General features: G+C 67.8%; 20 protein-coding genes. 12 read left to right on the forward strand and 8 right to left on the reverse strand.

Annotation, left to right across the window (positions count from 1 at the left end):
- Positions 1-18: 18 nt before the first annotated feature.
- On the reverse strand, positions 19-3,633 hold the full coding sequence (locus tag ACTG4X_RS28110) for a hybrid sensor histidine kinase/response regulator (RefSeq protein WP_093179207.1): 3,615 nt from the start codon (positions 3,631-3,633) through the stop codon (positions 19-21).
- A gap of 104 nt (positions 3,634-3,737) precedes the next feature.
- Between ACTG4X_RS28110 and ACTG4X_RS28115 the strand changes: the two genes are divergently transcribed.
- The 7 genes from ACTG4X_RS28115 (at position 3,738) to ureG (ending at position 8,946) form a co-directional block, all read left to right on the forward strand.
- Positions 3,738-4,040 (forward strand): urease subunit gamma, encoded by a 303-nt coding sequence (locus ACTG4X_RS28115; RefSeq protein ID WP_093057424.1) that lies wholly within the window; start codon positions 3,738-3,740, stop codon positions 4,038-4,040.
- A gap of 25 nt (positions 4,041-4,065) precedes the next feature.
- Positions 4,066-4,665: a HupE/UreJ family protein gene (locus tag ACTG4X_RS28120; protein ID WP_440532468.1), complete on the forward strand. Its 600-nt coding sequence runs from the start codon at positions 4,066-4,068 to the stop codon at positions 4,663-4,665.
- Between the two features lie 8 nt (positions 4,666-4,673).
- Complete coding sequence (locus tag ACTG4X_RS28125) at positions 4,674-4,979, forward strand: urease subunit beta (protein WP_093057422.1); 306 nt, start codon at positions 4,674-4,676, stop codon at positions 4,977-4,979.
- Positions 4,980-4,982: 3 nt separating this feature from the next.
- Positions 4,983-6,701, forward strand: a complete 1,719-nt coding sequence (ureC, locus tag ACTG4X_RS28130) for an urease subunit alpha (RefSeq protein WP_093057421.1) — start codon at positions 4,983-4,985, stop codon at positions 6,699-6,701.
- An 88-nt stretch (positions 6,702-6,789) separates the two neighbouring features.
- Entirely contained in the window at positions 6,790-7,392 is a 603-nt protein-coding gene (gene ureE, locus ACTG4X_RS28135; RefSeq protein WP_440532469.1) for an urease accessory protein UreE, read from the forward strand.
- Positions 7,393-7,601: 209 nt separating this feature from the next.
- Positions 7,602-8,279: an urease accessory protein UreF gene (locus tag ACTG4X_RS28140; RefSeq protein WP_440532470.1), complete on the forward strand. Its 678-nt coding sequence runs from the start codon at positions 7,602-7,604 to the stop codon at positions 8,277-8,279.
- 16 nt (positions 8,280-8,295) lie between these two features.
- On the forward strand, positions 8,296-8,946 hold the full coding sequence (gene ureG, locus ACTG4X_RS28145; RefSeq protein WP_093057418.1) for an urease accessory protein UreG: 651 nt from the start codon (positions 8,296-8,298) through the stop codon (positions 8,944-8,946).
- A 15-nt stretch (positions 8,947-8,961) separates the two neighbouring features.
- On the opposite strand, the gene ACTG4X_RS28150 is transcribed toward ureG, so the two are convergent.
- Entirely contained in the window at positions 8,962-9,141 is a 180-nt protein-coding gene (locus ACTG4X_RS28150) for a DUF3606 domain-containing protein (protein WP_093057417.1), read from the reverse strand.
- A gap of 229 nt (positions 9,142-9,370) precedes the next feature.
- Between ACTG4X_RS28150 and ACTG4X_RS28155 the strand changes: the two genes are divergently transcribed.
- Together ACTG4X_RS28155 and ACTG4X_RS28160 are read left to right on the forward strand one after the other, a co-directional pair.
- Entirely contained in the window at positions 9,371-10,852 is a 1,482-nt protein-coding gene (locus ACTG4X_RS28155; protein WP_097198181.1) for an ATPase domain-containing protein, read from the forward strand.
- Positions 10,849-12,429 carry a hybrid sensor histidine kinase/response regulator gene (locus ACTG4X_RS28160; protein ID WP_440532471.1) on the forward strand — a complete coding sequence of 527 codons (1,581 nt, stop codon included), beginning with the start codon at positions 10,849-10,851 and terminating at the stop codon, positions 12,427-12,429. The genes ACTG4X_RS28155 and ACTG4X_RS28160 overlap by 4 nt, the downstream gene beginning before the upstream one ends.
- A gap of 10 nt (positions 12,430-12,439) precedes the next feature.
- Here ACTG4X_RS28160 and ACTG4X_RS28165 read toward each other — a convergent pair whose 3' ends face one another.
- From ACTG4X_RS28165 to ACTG4X_RS28180, 4 genes are all read right to left on the reverse strand, one after another.
- On the reverse strand, positions 12,440-12,970 hold the full coding sequence (locus ACTG4X_RS28165; protein WP_440532472.1) for a hypothetical protein: 531 nt from the start codon (positions 12,968-12,970) through the stop codon (positions 12,440-12,442).
- Positions 12,971-13,050: 80 nt separating this feature from the next.
- Positions 13,051-13,662: an ATP-binding protein gene (locus ACTG4X_RS28170; RefSeq protein ID WP_440532473.1), complete on the reverse strand. Its 612-nt coding sequence runs from the start codon at positions 13,660-13,662 to the stop codon at positions 13,051-13,053.
- A complete protein-coding gene (locus ACTG4X_RS28175) occupies positions 13,662-13,913 on the reverse strand; it encodes a hypothetical protein (protein WP_440532474.1) in 252 nt (83 codons plus the stop codon). The genes ACTG4X_RS28170 and ACTG4X_RS28175 overlap by 1 nt, the downstream gene beginning before the upstream one ends.
- A gap of 93 nt (positions 13,914-14,006) precedes the next feature.
- Positions 14,007-15,167, reverse strand: a complete 1,161-nt coding sequence (locus ACTG4X_RS28180; RefSeq protein WP_093057368.1) for a porin — start codon at positions 15,165-15,167, stop codon at positions 14,007-14,009.
- A 211-nt stretch (positions 15,168-15,378) separates the two neighbouring features.
- Here ACTG4X_RS28180 and ACTG4X_RS28185 point away from each other — a divergent pair, with 211 nt between their 5' ends.
- From ACTG4X_RS28185 to ACTG4X_RS28195, 3 genes are all read left to right on the forward strand, one after another.
- On the forward strand, positions 15,379-16,047 hold the full coding sequence (locus tag ACTG4X_RS28185; RefSeq protein WP_093077512.1) for a nuclease-related domain-containing protein: 669 nt from the start codon (positions 15,379-15,381) through the stop codon (positions 16,045-16,047).
- 89 nt (positions 16,048-16,136) lie between these two features.
- Entirely contained in the window at positions 16,137-18,539 is a 2,403-nt protein-coding gene (gene bamA / locus ACTG4X_RS28190; RefSeq protein ID WP_440532475.1) for an outer membrane protein assembly factor BamA, read from the forward strand.
- Positions 18,540-18,555: 16 nt separating this feature from the next.
- A complete protein-coding gene (locus ACTG4X_RS28195) occupies positions 18,556-19,242 on the forward strand; it encodes a response regulator (protein ID WP_440532476.1) in 687 nt (228 codons plus the stop codon).
- 35 nt (positions 19,243-19,277) lie between these two features.
- Here ACTG4X_RS28195 and ACTG4X_RS28200 read toward each other — a convergent pair whose 3' ends face one another.
- Both ACTG4X_RS28200 and ACTG4X_RS28205 read right to left on the reverse strand, forming a co-directional pair.
- The gene (locus ACTG4X_RS28200) at positions 19,278-20,114 is read right to left on the reverse strand and encodes an intradiol ring-cleavage dioxygenase (protein ID WP_440532477.1); all 837 of its coding nucleotides are present in this window, start codon (positions 20,112-20,114) and stop codon (positions 19,278-19,280) included.
- Entirely contained in the window at positions 20,111-20,272 is a 162-nt protein-coding gene (locus ACTG4X_RS28205; protein WP_440532478.1) for a hypothetical protein, read from the reverse strand. The genes ACTG4X_RS28200 and ACTG4X_RS28205 overlap by 4 nt, the downstream gene beginning before the upstream one ends.
- Between the last annotated feature and the right edge of the window lie 152 nt (positions 20,273-20,424).

Here is a 20,424-nt window from a genome sequence, read left to right on the forward strand (position 1 = left end):
GAGGTGGCGTCGTCGAAGTCATGCGGCGCTTTCGACGGCTTCGGCCAGCGCACGGCTCATGGCCTCGAACTGGAACTGGCGGGCCAGCACGCGCTGGGCTTCGGTCCACGACGCGCACTCGGGCTGCGCGGCGTCGATGTCGTCGAGCTGGTTCATGATGCCGCGAAAGTAGCCCAGGCTCACGGCCTCGTCGAGCGCACGCAGGCGGGCCAGCGAAGGCGCCTGCATCACGCGCGGCGCCACGGCGGCGACCGGCTTCGCGGCGGCATCGGTCCATTGCAGCCCGAGCCGGCGTTCGAGCCAGTCGAGCAGCTCGGTGTGGCGCACGGGCTTGACGAAGAAATCTTCCGGCGCAATGCCCACGTCGTTGTCGAGCCCCTTGTCGAAGGCGTTGGCCGAGACGATGGCCACCGAGGCCTCGGTCAGCCCCAGCTTGCGCGCGCGGCGAATGGTCTCCCAGCCGTCGATGCCGGGCATCGCGAGGTCGACGAACATCGCGTCGGGCCTATAGCCGGCTGCGATGAGATCGAGCGCATCGTGCCCGCTGGCCGCGCTGCGCAGCTCGAAGCCCAGCGGCGCGAGCACATGGCCCAGCAGGTCGCGGTCGGCCTCCTCGTTGTCGACCACCAGCAGGCGGCGTCGCGGGCCCTCGTAGCCGCGCCGCGCGCGCTGCACCGGCATCGGGCGGCCGGTGCCGGCCACCGTGTCGTGCACGCGCGGCAGGAACAGGCGCACACAGAAGAGCGAGCCCTCGCCCGGCGTGCTCTGCACCTTCATCTCGCCGCCCATCAGGTCGGTGAGCATCTTGGCGATGGTGAGCCCCAACCCCGCGCCCGGTGCGGCCGACATGCCTGCCGCATTGCCGCGCGCAAAGGGTTCGAAGATGCGCTCGATGTCCTCGGCCGGCATGCCGGGGCCGGTGTCCTCGATCTCGATGGATGCAAACTCCCGCGCATAGGCCAGCCGCAGCGTGACCTGCCCCGCCGCCGTGAACTTGATCGCATTGCCCAGCAGGTTGATGAGGATCTGCAGCACGCGCTTTTCATCCGCACGCACCACCTCGGGCAGCGGGCCCGCCGCCTCGAAGCGAAACTGCAGCCCCTTCTCCGCGGCCTGCAGCTCGAACATGTCGGCCAGCTCGCGCAGCGTGTCGGCAAAGCGCATGGGCCGCGCATGCAGCGTGAGCTTGCCGGCCTCGATGTGCGCGATGGCCAGCGTGCCTTCGATGAGCGACAGCAGATGCTCCCCGCCGCGCTTGATGACCGCCACCGCCTGCTGGCGGTGCGGCGGCACCGAGTGATCTTCGCCCATCAGCTGCGCGTAGCCCAGGATGCTGTTGAGCGGCGTGCGCAGCTCGTGGCTGATGGCGCTGATGTAGCGGCTCTTGGCCTGGTTGGCCTGGTCGGCGGCCTGCTTGGCCAGCTCGGCCGCGAGCTTGGCCTGCTCCGCGATCTCGCGGGCTTCGTCGGCCGCCTGCTTGGCGGCCTGCAGGGCGCGGTCGGTCTCGCGGTGCAGCTCTATTTCGCGCACCAGCAGATGAGTCTGGCGGTTCGATTCTTCCTGCGCCACCTTGCGGCTCTGGTGCGCCAGCACCAGCCACCACGCGACGATGCCCGCGATGACCAGCAGCGCCATGTACGCCTTGAGGAAGCCCGAGCGCAGCGACAGCTTCTGCACGCCGGCCAGCGCCGCGGCCACGTCGGCTTCCGACGCCAGCTCCAGTGCGCCTTCGCCGAAGGCACGCAGCTCCTGCTGGTAGAGCACGCCGAACACCACGGCCAGCAGCGGCACGATGACGAGCATCAGCAGCAGGAAGTGCCCCAGCCCCGTGTCGAGGTAGCGCCAGCTGCGGCGCGGCAGCAGCCAGCGCAGCACCGTCGACCATTGCGAAGACAGGCTCGCATGCGGCTTGCACAAATCGCCGCAGCGCGCGTCGAGCGTGCAGCACAGCGAGCAGATCGCGCCCTGGTACGCCGGGCAATGCGCCATGTCCGGCCCCTCGTACTCGCGCTCGCAGATCACGCAGTGCTGCACCTTCAGGCGCTGGTAGCTGCCGGTTTCGACCTTCGCCCAGCGCACCGCGCGCGGGCCCTCGGCAGGAGCGAAGGCCACCGCGCCATGCGCCTCGTCGGTGCCGCGCGCCAGGTAGTACTTGCCGCCTGTCGCCCAGGCCAGCAGCGGCGATGCCACGAGCGCCGTGCCCAGTGCGATCAGCGCCGAGAAGGCCTGCGCCAGCGGCCCGAACACGCCCAGGTGCGCGGTGATCGACAGCACCGACGCAAGCGCCATCGCGCCCACGCCCACCGGGTTGATGTCCCACAGGTGCGCGCGCTTGAACTCGATGCCCGGCGGCGACAGCCCCAGCGGCTTGTTGATGACGAGGTCGGCCACCACGGCCATCATCCAGGCGATGGCGATGTTGGCGAACAGGCCGAGCACGTCGCCCAGCGCCTCGAACACGTTCATCTCCATCAGCATGAAGGCGATGAGCGCGTTGAACACCACCCACACCACGCGCCCCGGGTGGCTGTGTGCCACGCGCGAGAAGAAATTGCTCCAGGCCAGCGAGCCCGCATAAGCGTTGGTCACGTTGATCTTGAGCTGCGAGATCACCACGAACAGCGCCGTGGCCGCCACCGCCCAGCCGTAGTTCGGAAACACGTACTCGTAGGCCGCGAGGTACATCTGGTTCGGATCGACCGCACGGTCGGCCGGCACCATGTGCGTGATCGCCAGGTAGGCCAGCAGCGCCCCGCCCAGCATCTTGAGCACCCCCAGCACCACCCAGCCCGGGCCGCCGGCCAGCACCCCGGCCCACCAGCGGCGCGCCGTGGTCGCGGTTCGCGCGGGCATGAAGCGCAGGTAGTCGGCCTGCTCGCCCATCTGCGTGATCAGCGCAATGCCGACTGTCAGGGCAGCGCCAAACAGGTGCAGATCGAAGCCTTTGGTGCCGGATCGAACCCCGTTGTAGTGCACGATGCCCGCGAATGCACCAGGATCGCGCACCAGCACGTAGGCAAAAGGCACCACCAGCATCAGCAGCCACAGCGGCTGCGTCCACAACTGCAGCCGGCTGATGGCCGACACCCCGTGCGTGACCAGCGGAATCACCACCAGCGCACACACCAGGTAGCCCCAGACCGGCGGGATGCCCAGCGCCAGCTCCAGCGCGTAGGCCATCACAGCCGCCTCGAGCGCGAAGAAGATGAAAGTGAAGCTCGCGTAGATCAGCGAGGTGAGCGTGGAGCCGATGTAGCCGAAGCCCGCGCCACGCGTGAGCAGGTCCATGTCGACGCCGTAGCGCGCCGCGTACACGCTGATCGGCACGCCCGCCAGGAAGATGATGAGCCCCGTCGCCAGGATCGCCCAGAAGGCGTTGGCAAAGCCGTACTGCACCAGCAGCGTGGCGCCCACCGCCTCCAGGATCAGGAACGACGCCGCCCCGAAGGCCGTGTTGGCCACCCGCCATTCGGACCACTTGCGAAAGCGCTGCGGCGTGTAGCGCAGCGCGTAGTCTTCCAGCGTCTCGCTGGCCACCCAGCTGTTGTAGTCGCGCCGAACCTTGACGATGCGCTGCGGCGCGTCGTCAGGGGTGGTGGGTACGGCGTCGGGGTTCACACCGTTTCGGTGCATCTTTCATGCCACCCGTACGGCTTTTGGCGAACAGGGCACGACTGTTGCAAAGAAGCCGGCTTGCCCATAATGGCCGCCACTCTCTGCCACCCGATGCCGATCCCATGGAACTGACTCCGCGCGAAAAAGACAAGCTGCTGATCTTCACCGCGGCGCTGCTCGCCGAACGCCGCAAGGCCCGCGGCCTGAAGCTCAACTACCCCGAAGCCATCGCACTGATTTCGGCCGCCGTGATGGAAGGCGCCCGCGACGGCAAGAGCGTCGCCGAGCTCATGAGCGACGGGCGCGCCGTGCTCACCCGTGCCGACGTGATGGACGGCATCGCCGAGATGATTCCGGACATCCAGATCGAAGCCACCTTCCCTGACGGCACCAAGCTGGTCACCGTGCACCAGCCCATCGTCTGAAATTCAAAGAACAAAAGGACTTTCCATGCGCCACAACGCCTCCAGAACCCTCGCCCTGCTCGCCCTCCTGCTGCCGCTCGCAGCCAGCGCCCACACCGGCGTCGACGGCGGCCTGCACCACGGCTTCACCACCGGCTTCCTGCATCCGCTGACCGGCGCCGACCACCTGGCGGCGATGGTTGCGGTCGGCTTCTGGAGCGCACTGGCCGCGCGCCGTGCCTGGCCCGATCTGCTCTGGGCGCCCCTCGCCTTCGCCGGCATGCTGCTGGTGGGCGCGCTGATGGGTCTGGCCGGCGTGCAGCTGCCGGCGGTCGAGCCGATGATCGCGGCCTCGCTGCTGGTGCTGGGCCTGCTGGTCGTCACCCGCGTGCGTCTGCCGGCGGTGGTGGCCATGGCGGTGGTCGGCGTGTTCGCGGTGTTCCACGGCGTGGCCCACGGCTACGAACTGGCCAGCGAACAAGGCGCGGCCCTCACGCTGGCCGGCATGGCCTGCGCCACGGTGCTGCTGCACGCCGCCGGCATCGCAATGGGCTGGGCGCTGCGCCACGCCAACGCATGGCTGCCGCGCGTGGCCGGCGCCGCGATGCTCGGCCTGGGCGCGACGCTGCTGGCCCAAGCCATCTGAGGCCGGCCATGATTCCCGGCGAACTCTTCACCGACGACGGCGAGCACGCGCTCAACCCCGGCCGCCGCACCCTCACGCTGGTGGTGCAAAACACCGCCGACCGGCCGATCCAGGTCGGCTCGCACTATCACTTCGCAGAGACCAACGGGGCGCTCGGCTTCGACCGCGAGGCCGCGCGCGGCATGCGGCTGAACATCGCCTCGGGCGCAGCAGTGCGCTTCGAGCCGGGCCAGCAGCGCACGGTCGAGCTGGTCGATTTTTCCGGCGATCGCATCGTCTACGGCTTTCGCGGCCTCGTTCAAGGGAAGCTCTGAAACATGGCCACCATCGGGCGACGTGCCTATGCAGAAATCTTCGGCCCCACCGTGGGCGACCGCGTCCGTCTTGCGGACACCGAACTGCTGATCGAGGTTGAAGCCGACTACACCCTGCGAGCCGGCGGCTACGGCGAAGAGGTGAAGTTCGGCGGCGGCAAGACCATCCGCGACGGCATGGCGCAATCGCAGCGCACCCGCGCGCAAGGCGCCGTCGACACCGTGCTGACGAACGCGCTCATCCTCGACCACTGGGGCATCGTCAAGGCCGACATCGGCCTGAAGGACGGCCGCATCGCCGCCATCGGCAAGGCCGGCAACCCTGACGTGCAGCCGGGCGTCGACATCGTCATCGGCCCCGGCACCGAGATCATCAGTTGCGAGGGCAACATCGTCACCGCCGGCGGCATCGACAGCCACATCCACTTCATCTGCCCGCAGCAGATCGAAGAGGCGCTGTCTTCCGGCGTGACCACCATGCTCGGCGGCGGCACCGGCCCCGCCACCGGCACCTTCGCCACCACCGCAACGCCCGGCCCCTGGCACATCGAGCGCATGCTGCAGGCGGCCGATGCGTTTCCGATGAACCTGGGCTTTCTCGGCAAGGGCAACGCCAGCCTGCCGCACGCGCTGCACGAGCAGATCGAAGCCGGCGTCATCGGCCTGAAGCTGCACGAAGACTGGGGTACCACGCCCGCAGCCATCAGCAACTGCCTGGACGTGGCCGACGCCACCGACACGCAGGTGGCCATCCACAGCGACACGCTCAACGAATCGGGCTTCGTCGAGAACACGATTGCGGCCGTGGGCGGCCGCGCCATCTGCGCCTTTCATACCGAAGGCGCGGGCGGCGGCCATGCGCCCGACATCCTGCGCGTGGTGGGCGAGGCCAACTTTCTGCCCTCCTCCACCAACCCCACGATGCCCTACACCGTGAACACGCTCGACGAACACGTCGACATGCTCATGGTGTGCCACCACCTGGACGCCGGCATCGCAGAAGACCTGGCCTTCGCCGAGTCGCGCATCCGCAAGGAAACCATTGCCGCCGAAGACGTGCTGCACGACCTGGGCGCCATCAGCATGTTCAGCTCCGACAGCCAGGCCATGGGCCGCGTCGGCGAGGTCATCATCCGCACCTGGCAGACCGCGCACAAGATGAAGCTGCAGCGCGGCAAGCTGCCCGAAGACAACGAGCGCAACGACAACTTCCGCGCCAAGCGCTTCGTCGCCAAGTACACGATCAACCCTGCCATTGCGCACGGCATCGCGCACGAAGTGGGTTCGCTCGAAGTCGGCAAGTGGGCCGACATCGTGATCTGGAAGCCGGCCTTCTTCGGCGTGAAGCCGTTCACCATCCTGAAGGGCGGCACCATCGCAATGGCCGCAATGGGCGACCCGAACGCATCCATTCCCACGCCGCAGCCGGTGCACTTCCGCCCGATGTTCGGCGCGTACGGCGGCTCGCTGGCAAAGAGCTCGCTGACCTTCGTCTCGCAGGCCGGGCTGGCATCGGGCATCAAGGAACGCTACGGCCTGAGCAAGCACCTCAGCGCGGTGAAGAACATCCGCCACGTGCGCAAGAAGGACCTCATCCACAACGGCTATGCGCCAAAGATGGAGATCGACGCGCAGACCTACGCGGTGCGCGCCGACGGGCATCTGCTGACCTGCGAGCCGGCGAAGCTGCTGCCAATGGCGCAGCGGTATTTCCTGTTTTGAAGCCGGGGTATGCGCCTGCTTGACAGGCTGCGTATCCTCGAAGGTATTCATCCAGCCAACGAGCGCCCCGGGGCGCTCCCTTCGCACCATGCTCACCGCCAACAAACTCATGCCCCAGGGCCGCGGCCTTGCGCCCGTGCTGCTCAAGCGCGCCGCCACCATCGAGCTCGACTGGGACGTCCGCCAGAAGAGCCGTTTCGACGCCACCGACTCGCAGGGCCGCCAGATCGGCGTGTTCCTGCCGCGCGGCACCGCCGTGCGGGGCGGCGACGTTCTCGTGGCGGAAGACGGTTCGCTGGTGCGCGTGATCGCTGCGCCGCAGCCGGTGCTGCGCATCACGCACTGCACGGCCCACGGCACGCCCTTCGACCTGACGCGCGCGGCCTATCACCTGGGCAACCGGCACGTGCCGATCGAGCTGAAGCCCGACCACCTCAAGATCGAGCCCGACCATGTGCTGGCCGACATGCTGCGTTCAATGCACCTGATCGTCGTGGCGGTCGAGGAGGCTTTCGAGCCCGAGGGGGGTGCCTATGGATCGCATGAGCATTCGCATGGCGGTGGTCACAGTCATGACCACGGACATTCCCACAGCAATGGCCCGAAGCCGCTCGTGCTCGCGCCGGAGTTGCTCGACGACCATGACCACTCGCACGGTCACGACCACAGTCATCACGGTCACTCGCACTGAGATGAAATTGCGTCGATGCGTTGTCCGTCATTCAGCGCAGCGGTTGATCCCGCGGCACAACGACTGCGCTCATGTGCGAATGGCGCCGGGTGCTCCCCGCAGCGAAATAAAGGAGGGGCCGAAGGCGGGGGACATTCGCGCAGGGGAGCACCCGGTGTCATTCGCACGCACCCTGGACACGCAAATACAGCGCGCGCTGAAAAGCTGACATGCCAGACCCAGCCGCTCAAAGCCTCCTCCAGCTCATCTGGCTGGCCTCCCCAGCCCTGCCCATAGGCGGCTTCTCGTACTCCGAAGGCGTCGAGGCCGCAGTCGAATGGGCCGGTATCGACTCCGAGCCGCGCGCCGCCGAATGGCTCGCCGACCAGTTGCACCTGAGCTTCGCGCGCGGCGACCTCGCCGCCTTCGCACAGGCTGTAGAAGCCTGGCGCAACAAAGACACCCCACGTGTCCGCCAGCTCACCCAATGGGTGCTGACCACTCGCGAATCCGCCGAATTCTTCCTGCAGACCGAGCAGATGGGCCGCTCCTTCGTCGAATGGCTCAAGCTGCACCACGCCGACACGGCTCAAGTGTTCGCCGACCTGCCCGCCAGCTACCCCATCGCCTTCGCCTTCGCGGCCAGCCGCACCGACGCCAGCGTGCACGACTGCTGCCTGGCCTTCGCCTTCGGCTGGGCCGAGAACATGGTCGCCGCCGCCGTCAAGGCCGTGCCGCTGGGCCAGAGCGCGGGCCAGCGCATCCTCGGGCGGCTGGCACGGGAAATTCCCGAGGCCGTGACACGCGCCATGGCCCTCGGCGACGACGAGCGCCAGGCCTTCGCGCCCCTGCTGGCGGTGTTGTCGGCCCGCCATGAAACACAATATTCCCGCCTCTTCCGAAGCTGAACCGGACACTTCCTCCATGACCTCCGCCCTGCACCACATCCCCCATCGCACCAAGAAATTGCCCCCGCTGCGCGTTGGCATCGGCGGCCCGGTCGGCTCGGGCAAGACCACGCTGCTCGAAATGCTCTGCAAGGCGATGCGCGACAAGTACGACCTGATCGCCATCACCAACGACATCTACACCAAGGAAGACCAGCGCCTGCTGACCGTGGCCGGCGCGCTGCCGGCCGAACGCATCATGGGCGTCGAGACGGGCGGCTGCCCGCACACCGCGATCCGAGAAGACGCCTCGATCAACCTCGAAGCCATCGACCGCATGCTCGAAGACTTTCCGGATGCCGACATCGTGTTCGTCGAGTCTGGCGGCGACAACCTCGCGGCCACCTTCAGCCCCGAGCTGTCGGACCTCACGATCTACGTGATCGACGTGGCCGCCGGCGAGAAGATTCCGAGAAAGGGCGGCCCCGGCATCACCAAGAGCGACCTCTTCGTGATCAACAAGACCGACCTTGCACCCTACGTTGGCGCCAACCTTGACGTGATGGAGCAGGACACGCAGCGCATGCGCCGCCAGCGCCCCTACGTGATGACCAACCTCAAGACGCTCACGGGCGTGGCCGAGGTGGTCGCATTCATCGAAGAGCGCGGCATGCTCGCCGCGGGCTGAGGCCTCCGGAAAGAATCAAGGCAGGCCGAAGTAGACCCGCAGGTCGTCCTTGCCGGTGCCCGCCGAGGCCACTGCGATGCGCAGGCGCTCTTCGCTCACGCCGAACCACTGGGTCCAGTAGTCGACCTCCTTGAGGTCCGTGACGTCGATCCGTTCATCGTCCTGGGGAATGCGGATCTCTGTGTCTTCGCGCATCGTCTTCTCCTGAAGAGCCAAATTAAGAAGGAAGGGCGGCGGGAGCCGGTAGGGCAGTTTCTCCGTCCGCCCTACCCGGCCAGCCGGACGATTCCGCTGCCCCGTGCAGGACATTTCCCATAGTCGCTCCCCGTGGCGCGCCACGCGGCGCCGTCCTGCACGCGGCCCCACGGCTTCGATGTTTGAATTTGGCATTGACCTCATTCACTCATGGAATGGAGAAGCCACCATGGAGCCTGATCACCAGCGACTGCTGAGCGTGGGCGTACCGGGCCTGAACGACGTGCTCGGCGGCGGCCTCGAGCCCAACCGGCTCTACCTGCTCGAAGGCACGCCGGGCGCCGGCAAAACGACCATCGCGATGCAGTTCCTGCTCGAAGGCGCGGCGCGCGGCGAGTCGGTGCTGTACGTGACGCTGTCCGAAACCGAGCACGAGCTGCGCGGCGTGGCCGTCTCGCACGGCTGGGACATCTCCGGCGTCCACGTGCGCGAGATGCTGCCCACGCAGGACAGCCTGCAGCCCGAGGAGCAATACACCATGTTCCACCCCTCCGAGGTGGAGCTGAGCGAAACCACGCTGCGCATCCTGAGCGACGTGGAGGCCATCAAGCCCTCGCGCATCGTGTTCGATTCGCTCTCCGAGTTGCGGCTGCTCTCGGGCACCTCGCTGCGCTACCGCCGGCAGATCCTGGCGCTCAAGCAGTTCTTCGCGGGGCGCCAGTGCACGGTGCTGCTGCTGGACGACATGACCGCCACCGAGCACGACCTGCAGGTGCAGAGCATCGCGCACGCGGTGGTGAGGCTGGAGCAGTCGAACTCCGACTACGGCTCCGCGCGCCGCCGGCTGCTGGTCGTGAAATACCGGGGCCAGTCGTTCCGGGGTGGCTACCACGACTACAAGATTCACCGCGGCGGCCTGCAGGTGTTCCCGCGCCTGGTGGCGGCCGAGCACGTCAACGACACCGCGCTGACCAAGCTGCCCAGCGGCATCGAGGCGCTCGACGCGCTGCTGGGCGGCGGCCTCGAGAAGGGCACCAGCACCCTGTTCGTCGGCGCGCCGGGCACGGGCAAGTCGTCCGTGGCGGTGCGATTCGCCATTGCGGCGGCCGAGCGCGGCGAGACGGCCGCGCTCTTCGTCTTCGACGAGAGCGTCAATACCCTGCGCACGCGCAGCGCCGGCCTGGGCATGGCGCTGGATCCCCACCTGCAATCGGGCCGCATCCGCATCAAGCAGGTCGACCCGGCGGAACTCTCCCCCGGCGAGCTGGTGCACGAGATCCGCCAGGCCGTGACGCAGCACGGCGCGAAGGTGGTCGTCATCGACAGCCTGAACGGCTATCTCAACGCGATGCCCGACGAGCGCTTTCTCATCGTGCAGCTGCACGAGCTGCTCACCTACCTCGGGCAGTCCGGTGTGGCCACGCTGCTGGTCGGCGCGCAGCACGGGCTCATCGGCATGCAGATGCAGACACCTGTGGACGCCAGCTACCTTGCCGACGCCGTGGTGCTGCTGCGCTACTACGAAGCCGAAGGCGAAGTGCGCCAGGCCATCTCGGTGCTCAAGAAGCGCGGCGGCGCGCACGAGCGCTCCATCCGTGCGTTCTCGATGGACCGGCGGGGCCTGAACGTAGGAGAGCCGCTGCGCCATTTCAGAGGCATCCTGACTGGCGTGCCCGTGCCGATCGACGGCATTGCCACGCCCCCGCAGTGACCGACGGCCCCACGATCCAGTTGCCGCAGCTGCGAGACCCGCAGCTGCGCGTGTTGATGAGAACGGCCACCGCGAAGGACGCCGTGATGGCCGCCGCCGTGCTCCTGCAGGCGAGCATCGAGACGCAGGTGTGCGCCGACCTCCCCGAACTGCTGCGCGAAACCGAACGCGGCGCCGGCGCGCTGCTGGTGTCCGAAGAAATGCTCACGGGCAGCGGCGCCACCGAACTCGCCGCGGCCGTGGCGACCCAGTCCCCCTGGTCCGACCTGCCGGTGCTGATACTCGCGCGGCAAGGCGCCGATTCGCGCGCCATCACCACCGCCATGGAAGGCATGGCCAACGTCACCGTGCTGGAGCGCCCGATCCGCGTGGCCTCGCTGGTGAGCGCACTGCGCAGCGCGCTGCGCGCACGGCGGCGGCAGTACGAGCTGCGCCGCATCCTGGAAGACCTCAACGAGGCCGACCGGCGCAAGACCGAATTCCTGGCCACGCTGGCGCACGAGCTGCGCAACCCGATGGCACCGCTGAGCACCGCGCTGGCCATCCTCAAGCGCAAGCCGCTCACGTCGGAAGCCGCCCGGCCCTACTACGACCTCATGGGGCGGCAGCTCGACCACATGGTGCGGCTGGTGAGCGACCTGATGGAGGTCTCGCGCATCACGCGCGGCAAGATCGAACTGCAACTGGACGAGCTCGCGCTCGACCAGGTGATCCGCGGCGCGGTGGAGCTCAGCCGCCCGCTGATGGACGCCGGCCGCCACACGCTCGGGGTGCACGTCGCCGATGCCTCGCTGGCCTTGAAGGGCGACGGCGTGCGCCTCACGCAGGTGTTCGCGAACCTGCTGAACAACGCCGCCAAGTACACGCCCGAGGGCGGACGCATCGACGTGTTCGTCGAGCACGACGGCCACGGCCATGCAGTGGTGCGCGTGAAAGACAGCGGCGTGGGCATTCCATCCGCCATGCTGGGCGCGATCTTCGACATGTTCGTGCAAGTGAGCGGCACCGCGCGCGCCGCGCAGGGCGGCCTGGGCATCGGCCTCACGCTGGTGAAGAGCATGGTGGAGCTGCACGGCGGCACGGTCAGCGCCAGGAGCGACGGCGCGAACCAGGGCAGCGAGTTCACCGTGTCCCTGCCGCTGCTCGACCACGGGTTGCGGGCCGGCGCGAAGGCCGGAGTCTCGGAGGCCACGATGGCGGTGCAGCACCGCATTCTGGTGGTGGACGACAACCGCGACGCGGCCGAGTCACTCGGGGCGCTGCTGGGCCTGCTCGGCGCGCAGGCGACCGTGGCTTTCAGCGGCCTGGATGCACTGGCGAAGGCCGAGCACTTCCAGCCTTCGGTCGCCATCCTGGACATCGGCATGCCCGGCATGGACGGCTGCGAACTGGCGCGCCGCCTGCGGACGCATCCGCGGCTGCATGGCATCGGGCTGATCGCGCTCACGGGCTGGGGCCAGCCCGACGACCGGCTGCGCATTGCGCAGGCCGGCTTCGACCATCACCTGCTGAAGCCGGTCGATGTAGAGGAACTGGCGGTGGCGCTGCAAAAGCTCGATCAGCGCGGCGCCGCCTGAGGCACCCCGTTCAGAGCTCGCTGCCGTCGCGCAGCTGCCGCGCCTTGTAGACCAGCCGCACGCTCGCACGGCGCGGGTCGCTGACCTGCTGCACGTAGACGTCGGTGTCGTTGCTCACCCAGGCGGCGTATGCGCTGCCCGGGTCGCGCGATGCGAGTTCGTTGCCGAATGCCCCGCGGCCCCATTGCACCAGCACCGCGAAGGCCGCGGCGCCGTTGTCGGGCGTGGCCTGCGCCGCCGCGACGTATTCGACGCGCCGCAGCTCCGAGGCGGCGAAGAAGAAGGTCGGCTCGAACAGCAGTCCTGCGATCTCGACGGGCGCCGCGCGCCAGTTGCCGACGAGGCCACCGCCGAGGCGCTGCGGCCGCTGCACGCGCTCGGCTGCGGGCAATGCGGCCTGCAGCTCTTCGGCCGTCATGCCCAGCCGCACGCCCGGCGGCAGGGCCTGCGCATGCAACGCACCGGCGGCGAGAAGGGTCGCGCTCGCGGCGAGCGCACGGAGAAAAGTCGTCAGGGAAGCAAGAGATCGCACGTCTGGCATCGGGGAAAAGCGGCGGCACCGTGGAACCGCGAGTATGACGCGGAGTTCCACGAGGCCCGTCCCTGCCGGCCTTGCGTCGATCAGCGAGCGCGCTCGTCGGCCAGCAATGGCAGGCGCAGTGTCAGTCCCAGCACGCCGCCGGCATCCGGGGCTGAATAGATGCGTCCACCATGATGGCCGGCAATGCGTTCGCAGGCCTTGGCACTGGCCCCCGCAATCGCGGCCTGCGCGGTGTCGAAAAACCGCGCGAGCGGAGGGCGCACGTCGACGGCATCGAGGTCGCGCCAGTGAATCACGGCCTGCGTGCCTTCCGCATGCGCGCGAACCTGCAGCGTGGCGCCCGCGCGCATCACGCTGGCCGCGTAGTCCGTCACCTTGGCGAGCAGCTCGCGCAGCTCGGCCTCGATCACCAGCACGGGCACGGCTTCAGCCGGCAGCTGGATGTCGAGACGGATGCCCTGGCAGTCCGGGGCAGCATCGAGCAGCGGTCGCAGGTCCTGCACGCGGCTCGCGCTCATTCTTTGCCGCGCCTCGCTGCGGGCCTGTGCCGCGAGCTCGCGCGCCTTTGCGCCGTTCCGCATGTTGGCGATGAACAGCGAGGCCATCAAGCAGACCACGCCACCAAGGCCGAGAAGGATCACGCCGGCGATGATGGCGCCGAGGTTGCCGGAATGCAGTTGTCCCCCGCTCATCAGCGTGCTCCCGGGGCTTGTTGCATCCCGGATTCGCCCGGCATGCCGCGCGCGCAGCCGTCCCGTACGCCATCGCAGGCGTCCCATCCTGGAGGGGGCGGCCTGCGGGCGCCATAGAACATCGGCGGCGGCCCTTCACCGCGAAAGCACGGCGGTGGCGGACGGTAGGGCATGGGCGGCGGGGGCAGCATGATGCAGCCGGTCAGGCCGGTGGCAGCCAGCACGCCCGCGAGGAGTGCAATTCGGTTCATTGGAAGAAGCTCACTGCTGGGTAGAAACGAAAAAGCCGCGCGGGAGAAAAAGAGCACTGAGGCCCCTTTCTCCCGCGCGGCGCGCGTCCTGCATCAGAACGCGTGGCGGATACCGAAGTCGTAGCCGGTGGAAGAGCGCGGCAGGCCCGTGTAGCTGGTGCCCGTGCTGCCGTAGCCCGTGGTGCTGGCCGACACCAGGCTGCCCGTGTAGTTCACGTCGTTGCGGTTGTTCACGCGCGCCACCGTCGCATACAGCGCCGTGCGCTTGGACAGGTTGTGCACGTAGCCAACTGCGAACTTGCGCGCCATCGGGTCTTCGCCCGTGATGCCGGCCGTGCCTTCGTTGTAGCGCACTTGCGAGTACGCCACGCGGATCAGGCCTGCGCCCACCGGCACGGTCGCGCCGATCAGGTAGCCGTTGTAGGTGTCGTGCGTGTCAGCCGCTGCCGCGTAGTCGAACTTGTTCTTCACGTTCGACAGCTCGCCGAACAGCTTCACAGGACCGAAGTCGTACGAAGCGCCCAGGTTGATGGTCTGCACCCTGCGCTCCAGCGCGGTGGTGTCCACGACGGTGCTCTGGCCCACGGCCAGTGCCACGTCCAGGGGACCGTTGGCATAGCCGAAGCGGCCACCGACGTAGCGCCCAGCCGTGCTGCTGGAAGCTGCAGTGGTGCTGGTGGCGTCGGTGCTGGCGTTCTCGTGCAGGCTGTACTGCACCTGGCCGTAGAAGCCGCCCAGGTTCGGCGGCAGGAAGTAGCCGATCGAGTTGCTGGCACGCACGTAGTTGGCGTTGTTGATGGTGGTGTTGCCGCTGACGGTGCTGATGACGTTGGTGCCCGAACCGTTGGTGCCGAACGGATCGAACACGGTGTCGTTCCAGAAGGTGGCGGTGTAGTCGCGGCCCAGGCGCAGCTCGCCGAAGCCACCCGACAGGCTCACGGTGGAGCGGCGCGCGAAGGTGGAGATGCCGGTGGCGCCGTCGTCGTTGGTGATGGGCGCTTCGAGCCAGAAGCTCGCTGCCAGCCCGCCGCCGAGGTCTTCGGTGCCGCGGAAGCCGATGCGGCTGGAGTTGTAGGCCGAGTTGCCCAGGCTCGTCTTGCTTTGCTTGACCGACGCGCCGGTGGTCGTGTCGCGCGAGGTGCTCGACTGGTAGGTCAGGCCAGCGTCCACGACGCCGAACAACGTGACGGACGATTGGGCAGAAGCCAGGCCGCAGACGGCCAGGGCAGCGAATGCCGTGAGGGTTTTCTTCATTCAGGGTTCTCCAGTTTCAGCGGCTCTCCATCGAGCAGCAGGCACGCATCGTCTCGTTCAAATTCGGAGGAATCTTGTGAATGCCTCTGCTTTGCGTGAACTGTTGTTTGCGTGCACTGCGCTGGGAGAAGCCCCGCACAACCGGAGGAAACACCTCACACAAGAAGTCTCCCAAAAGCAGCGCAATGCTCGGCGACCGAAGGAGTCATCCATGACCATTGCCATGCCAAGCACCGTCGCCACCTCGCTGGGTGTGCAGCAGCTGACCAGCGCATTCAGCCCCGCCTTTTCCTACCTGCGCATTCTTCGCAACCTCATCATTCCGATGCCCGAGGGGCATGCGGTGCGCACCGCGCGCATCGACGCCGTGGTGGTGTGCGAAACCGGCCTCTACCTGTTCGAGATCAAGGCCTGGCGCAACGCCTTTGTCTATCGCAAGAAGTCGGACCAGTCCCCGCCGCGCTGGTTCCTGCGCCTGAACGGCGGCAAGAGCGCGCGCGAGGTGAAAGACCCCGCATGGCAGGGCGGACGCAAGACCACCCAGCTGCGCAGCCTGCTACCCGACGACCTGCGGCTGCAATACTTCGTGCTGCTGCCGTGCGAAGGCATCGAGCTCGAAGGCGTGATGCCGGCGGCCGTCATCACCCAGCAGGACCTGCCCTACATCGCGCGCCTGGTGCGCAACAACGGCCGTACCGCGCGCACCTACCGGCTGCTCGACGAAGAGGCCGTCGACCGCACGGTGGAGCGCCTGCTGCAGATACAAGGGTCCCTGTCGCTCGAAGAGCATCTGCAGAACTGCCGCGAAAGAGCCGGGTTCGTCGCGGGCGAACAGGCGGCGCCGGCATGGCCAGCCTCAAACGCCATGGGGTTGCAGTAATGCAAAGACCAAGGTAAAGACCCCGAGCGGCCCGGGGCAGCCGGAGAAAAGTCCCAAATTTCTCCGACATTGGCAAAGACCATCCGTCGATGCACTTTCCCAAGTCCCTCGCAGCGGCCAGCGCGCTGCTTGCCTCTCTCGTCGCTCTTCCCGCCTGGGCCGTCGAACCGTTCACCGTCAGGGACATCAAGCTGGAGGGCCTCCAGCGCGTCGAGCCCGGCACCGTCTTCGCCACCATGGGCCTTCGCGCCGGCGACACCTACAGCGACGAGCGCGGCAGCGCCGCCATCCGCGAGCTGTTCAAGCTCGGCCTCTTCAAGGACGTGCGCATCGACGTGAACGGCAACGTGCTGGTGGTGGTGGTGGAAGAGCGCCCCTCCATCGCCGACGTCGACTTCGTGGGCACCAAGGAGTTCGACAAGGCCGCGCTGCAGAAGGCGCTGCGCGAGGTGGGCATCGCAGAAGGGCAGGCCTACGACAAGGCACTGGCCGACCGGGCCGAGCAGGAGCTCAAGCGGCAGTACATCAGCCGCAGTCTTTACAACGCACAGGTCATCACCACCGTCACGCCGCTGGAGAACAACCGCGTGAACCTGACCTTCACCGTGACCGAAGGCGAGTCCGCACGCATCAAGGAAGTGCACGTGGTCGGCAACAAGGCCTTCAGCGAAAGCACGCTGCTCGACCTGTTCGACCAGGACACCGGCGGCTGGCTCGACTGGTACACCAAGTCCAACCAGTACTCGCGCACCAAGTTCAACGGCGACCTGGAGACGCTGCGCTCCTACTACATCACGCGCGGCTACCTGGAGTTCCGCATCGAGTCGACGCAGGTCGCCATCTCGCCGGACCGGCAGACGCTGACCCTCACCATCAACATCATCGAAGGCCAGAAGTTCGTGGTGGCCGGCGTGAAGCTCGCGGGCGACTACGTGGGCCACGAGGACGAGTTCAAGACGCTGGTGACCATCCGCCCCGGCGCGCCCTACAACGGCGAAGACGTGGCCGCCACCACCAAGGCCTTTACCGACTACTTCGGCACCTTCGGCTATGCCTTCGCACGCGTGAAGGCCGAGCCCGAGATCGACCGCGAGAACAATCGCGTCACGCTGGTGCTGAAGGCCGAGTCCTCTCGCCGTGCGTACGTGCGGCGCATCAACATCGGCGGCAATGCGCGCACGCGCGACGAGGTGATCCGCCGCGAGTTTCGCCAGTACGAAGGCGCCTGGTACGACGGCAACAAGATCCGCGCCTCGCGCGACCGGGTCGACCGCCTGGGCTTCTTCACCGAAGTGAACGTCGACACCGTCGACGTGCCCGGCTCGCCCGACCAGGTCGACCTGGTGGTGAACGTGGCCGAGAAGCCGACCGGCTCGCTGCAGCTGGGCGCGGGCTACTCGTCCACCGACAAGGTCTCGCTGAGCTTCGGCATCACGCAGGAGAACGTGTTCGGCAGCGGCAACTACCTGGGGCTGAACGTGAACACGAGCTCGTACAACCGCACCATCTCGGTCACGGCGACCGACCCGTACTTCACCAAGGACGGCATCTCGCGCACGATCAACGTGTTCCATACCACCACGCGGCCGTACTACGAGGCCGACGGCAACTACAAGCTCGCGAGCGACGGCGGCTCCATCCGATTCGGCTTTCCGGTGGGCGAGCAGGACACGGTGTACCTGGGGATCGGCGTGGAGCGCTATTCGTTCACGCCAGGCACCAACGGCACCTACACGCTGGTCGACGGCTCGTACGTGTACACCGCCACGCCGCAGGCCTACCTCGACTACTTCAAGTGCTCGGGCACCGTGCCGAACGTGACCTGCGCGAAGTCGAGCGTGGTGGGCATCCCGGCCACGCTGGGCTGGTCGCGCGACGATCGCGACAGCGCGCTGGTGCCCACGCGCGGCCGGCTGCAGAGCGCCAACCTCGAGATGGGCGTAGGCAGCGAGCTGCGCTACCTGAAGACCAACTACCAGTACCAGCAGTACTTTCCGCTGTCCAAGCAGTACACGCTGGCCATCAACGGTCAGCTCGGCTATGCGCGGGCACTGGGCGACAGCACCTACCCGATCTTCAAGAACTTCTACGCCGGCGGGCTCGGCTCGATCCGCGGCTTCGAGCAGAACTCGCTCGGCCCGAAAGACTCGGTCACCGACGGCGCGCTCGGGGGCACGCGCAAGGCGATCTTCAACATGGAATTCAGCACGCCCTTCCCGGGTGCGGGCAACGACAAGACGCTGCGCCTGTACACCTTCTTTGACGCGGGCAACGTGTTCGCCGACCGCACCGCCAGCATGACGGACGCGCAATGGAGGGCACAGAACCGCATTCGCGCATCTGCCGGCATCGGCATCAGCTGGATCTCGCCGCTCGGCCCGCTGCGACTGGCCTATGCGGTGCCGCTGATCTACCAGAAGGAAGACACGGCCAACGGCATCTCGGCCGACCGCACGCAGCGCTTCCAGTTCCAGATCGGAACCTCCTTCTGAGCGGAGTACCCTGGCCATGGCTCGCATCCTGCTGGTGGAAGACGGACGCGACAGCAGCGCCCCGCTGCTGCTCGGCCACCTGCAAGGCGCAGGCCACGAGGTCGAGCAGGTCGAAGACGGCTCGGCGGCGCTGGAGCGCATCCTGAGCATGCCGCCGGCGCTCACCCTGCTCGACATCGTGCTGCCGCGCATCGACGGCATCCAGGTGCTGGAGACGGTGCGCTCGTACGGCAACCACCCGATCATCATGCTGACGGCGCGCGCGCAGGAAGCCGACCGGCTGCTGGCGCTCGACCTGGGCGCCGACGACTATGTCTGCAAGCCCTTTTCGCCGCGCGAGGTGGTGGCGCGCATCCACACGGTGCTGCGCCGGCATGCGCAGTGGCGCGATACGGCCGCCCGGCCCTCGACAGCGGTGCGCTTCGACGATCCGCGCGGCAACGCCTGCCTGGAGGGGCGCGCACTGAGGCTGACGCGCCGCGAGCTGCTGTTGTTGCGGGCGCTGTCGCGCGACCCCGGCCGGGTGTTCACGCGCTCCAAGCTGCTCGAAGCCGCGTTTCCGGAGGCGTTCGACGTCAACGAGCGCGCGGTCGACGGGCACATCAAGAACCTGCGCAAGAAGCTCGCGGCCGCCGTGCCTTCGCACGACTGGATCCGCTCGGTCTACGGCGTAGGCTTCAGCTTCGCGGAGCGGCCGACCTGAGCCCGCACGCCCGCTGCAAGCGTGGCTTGCGAGGCTCAGCCTTCGGCGCGCGGCGGCACCAACGCGCGGGCGCGCGCCGTGCCTTCCAGCGCGCGGGGCCGCACCGGACGCATGCCACCGCCACCGGGGGGCGGCGGGCCACCAGCACCCCCAAAGCCAGCACCCGGCCGCGGCGGCCGGTCAGTCACCGGGTTCGCCGCCGGGTCCACCACCAGCGCGAGCGTGGCAACGTAGCGTTGCCGCTCCTCGCGCACCGCGCCGAGCACCGTTGCGCCGGCCTTCAATGCGATGCCGTCCACGCTGTTGAGCGTGTCGCGCAGCCGCGCGCGCTGATAGAGCGGCATCTGCGTGTAGAGAAACTCGCTCAGCGCATCGGGCAGGAAGAACTGCGAGGTGAGCACGGCGTGCGCGCCCTTGATCACCTTGAAATGGATGTGCGTAGTGCGCCCTGCATACCAGCCCGGGTACACGGTGGCGAAGGACACGGCGCCCTCGCTGTCGGTGTGCTGGCTGCCGCGCAGGAAGGTCTTGCCTTCGAACGACTGGGCGCGGTCGTCGCCCTGCTCGCCGAAGCCCGAGTAGCGCCCCTGCGCGTCGCAGTGCCACAGGTCCACGCGCAGCCTGGGCAGCGGCCGGCCGGCCGCGTCGCACACAGTGAAGCGCACGTCCAGCGGCACGCCGTCGAGCCCTTCGGTGATGTCGCGGCGCTCCAGTGCGAGGTCGAGGTAGTACGGCCCTTCGGTGGCCTGCGCAGTCAGCGGCAGGCGGCGCGGCGCGGCCAGCGCCGGGCGTGCCGATGCCGACAGGCCCGCGGCGCCGAAGGCGGCCAGCAGGCCGCGGCGCCCGGGGAGCAGCGAATCGGGGGGTGTCATGGCGTCTTTTCCTTGTCGATCGGTCCGGCGCCGGACGCGGAGGGCCGCGTGGCGCATCCCTCCGCCCAGAAGACGAACAGCGTCCACGCCTGGGCGATCAGCCAGAAAAACACCGTGATCGCCAGCTGCAGCGGCAGGCCCATGTGAGGAGGGTTCATGGCCTGCATCGTGCGGGCCGATTCAGGAGAAATGGTGGAGAAATTTCCTCCCAATTTCCTCCACATTCGGTCGCAATGATCGGCCGCTTGCCCATGAAGTACCCCTTCGCCTGCCCGCCATGCATGCCGCAGAATGCGGCCATGCCTCCCCC

Source organism: Variovorax sp. YR566, assembly GCF_051992195.1.
Classification (GTDB): domain Bacteria; phylum Pseudomonadota; class Gammaproteobacteria; order Burkholderiales; family Burkholderiaceae_C; genus Variovorax.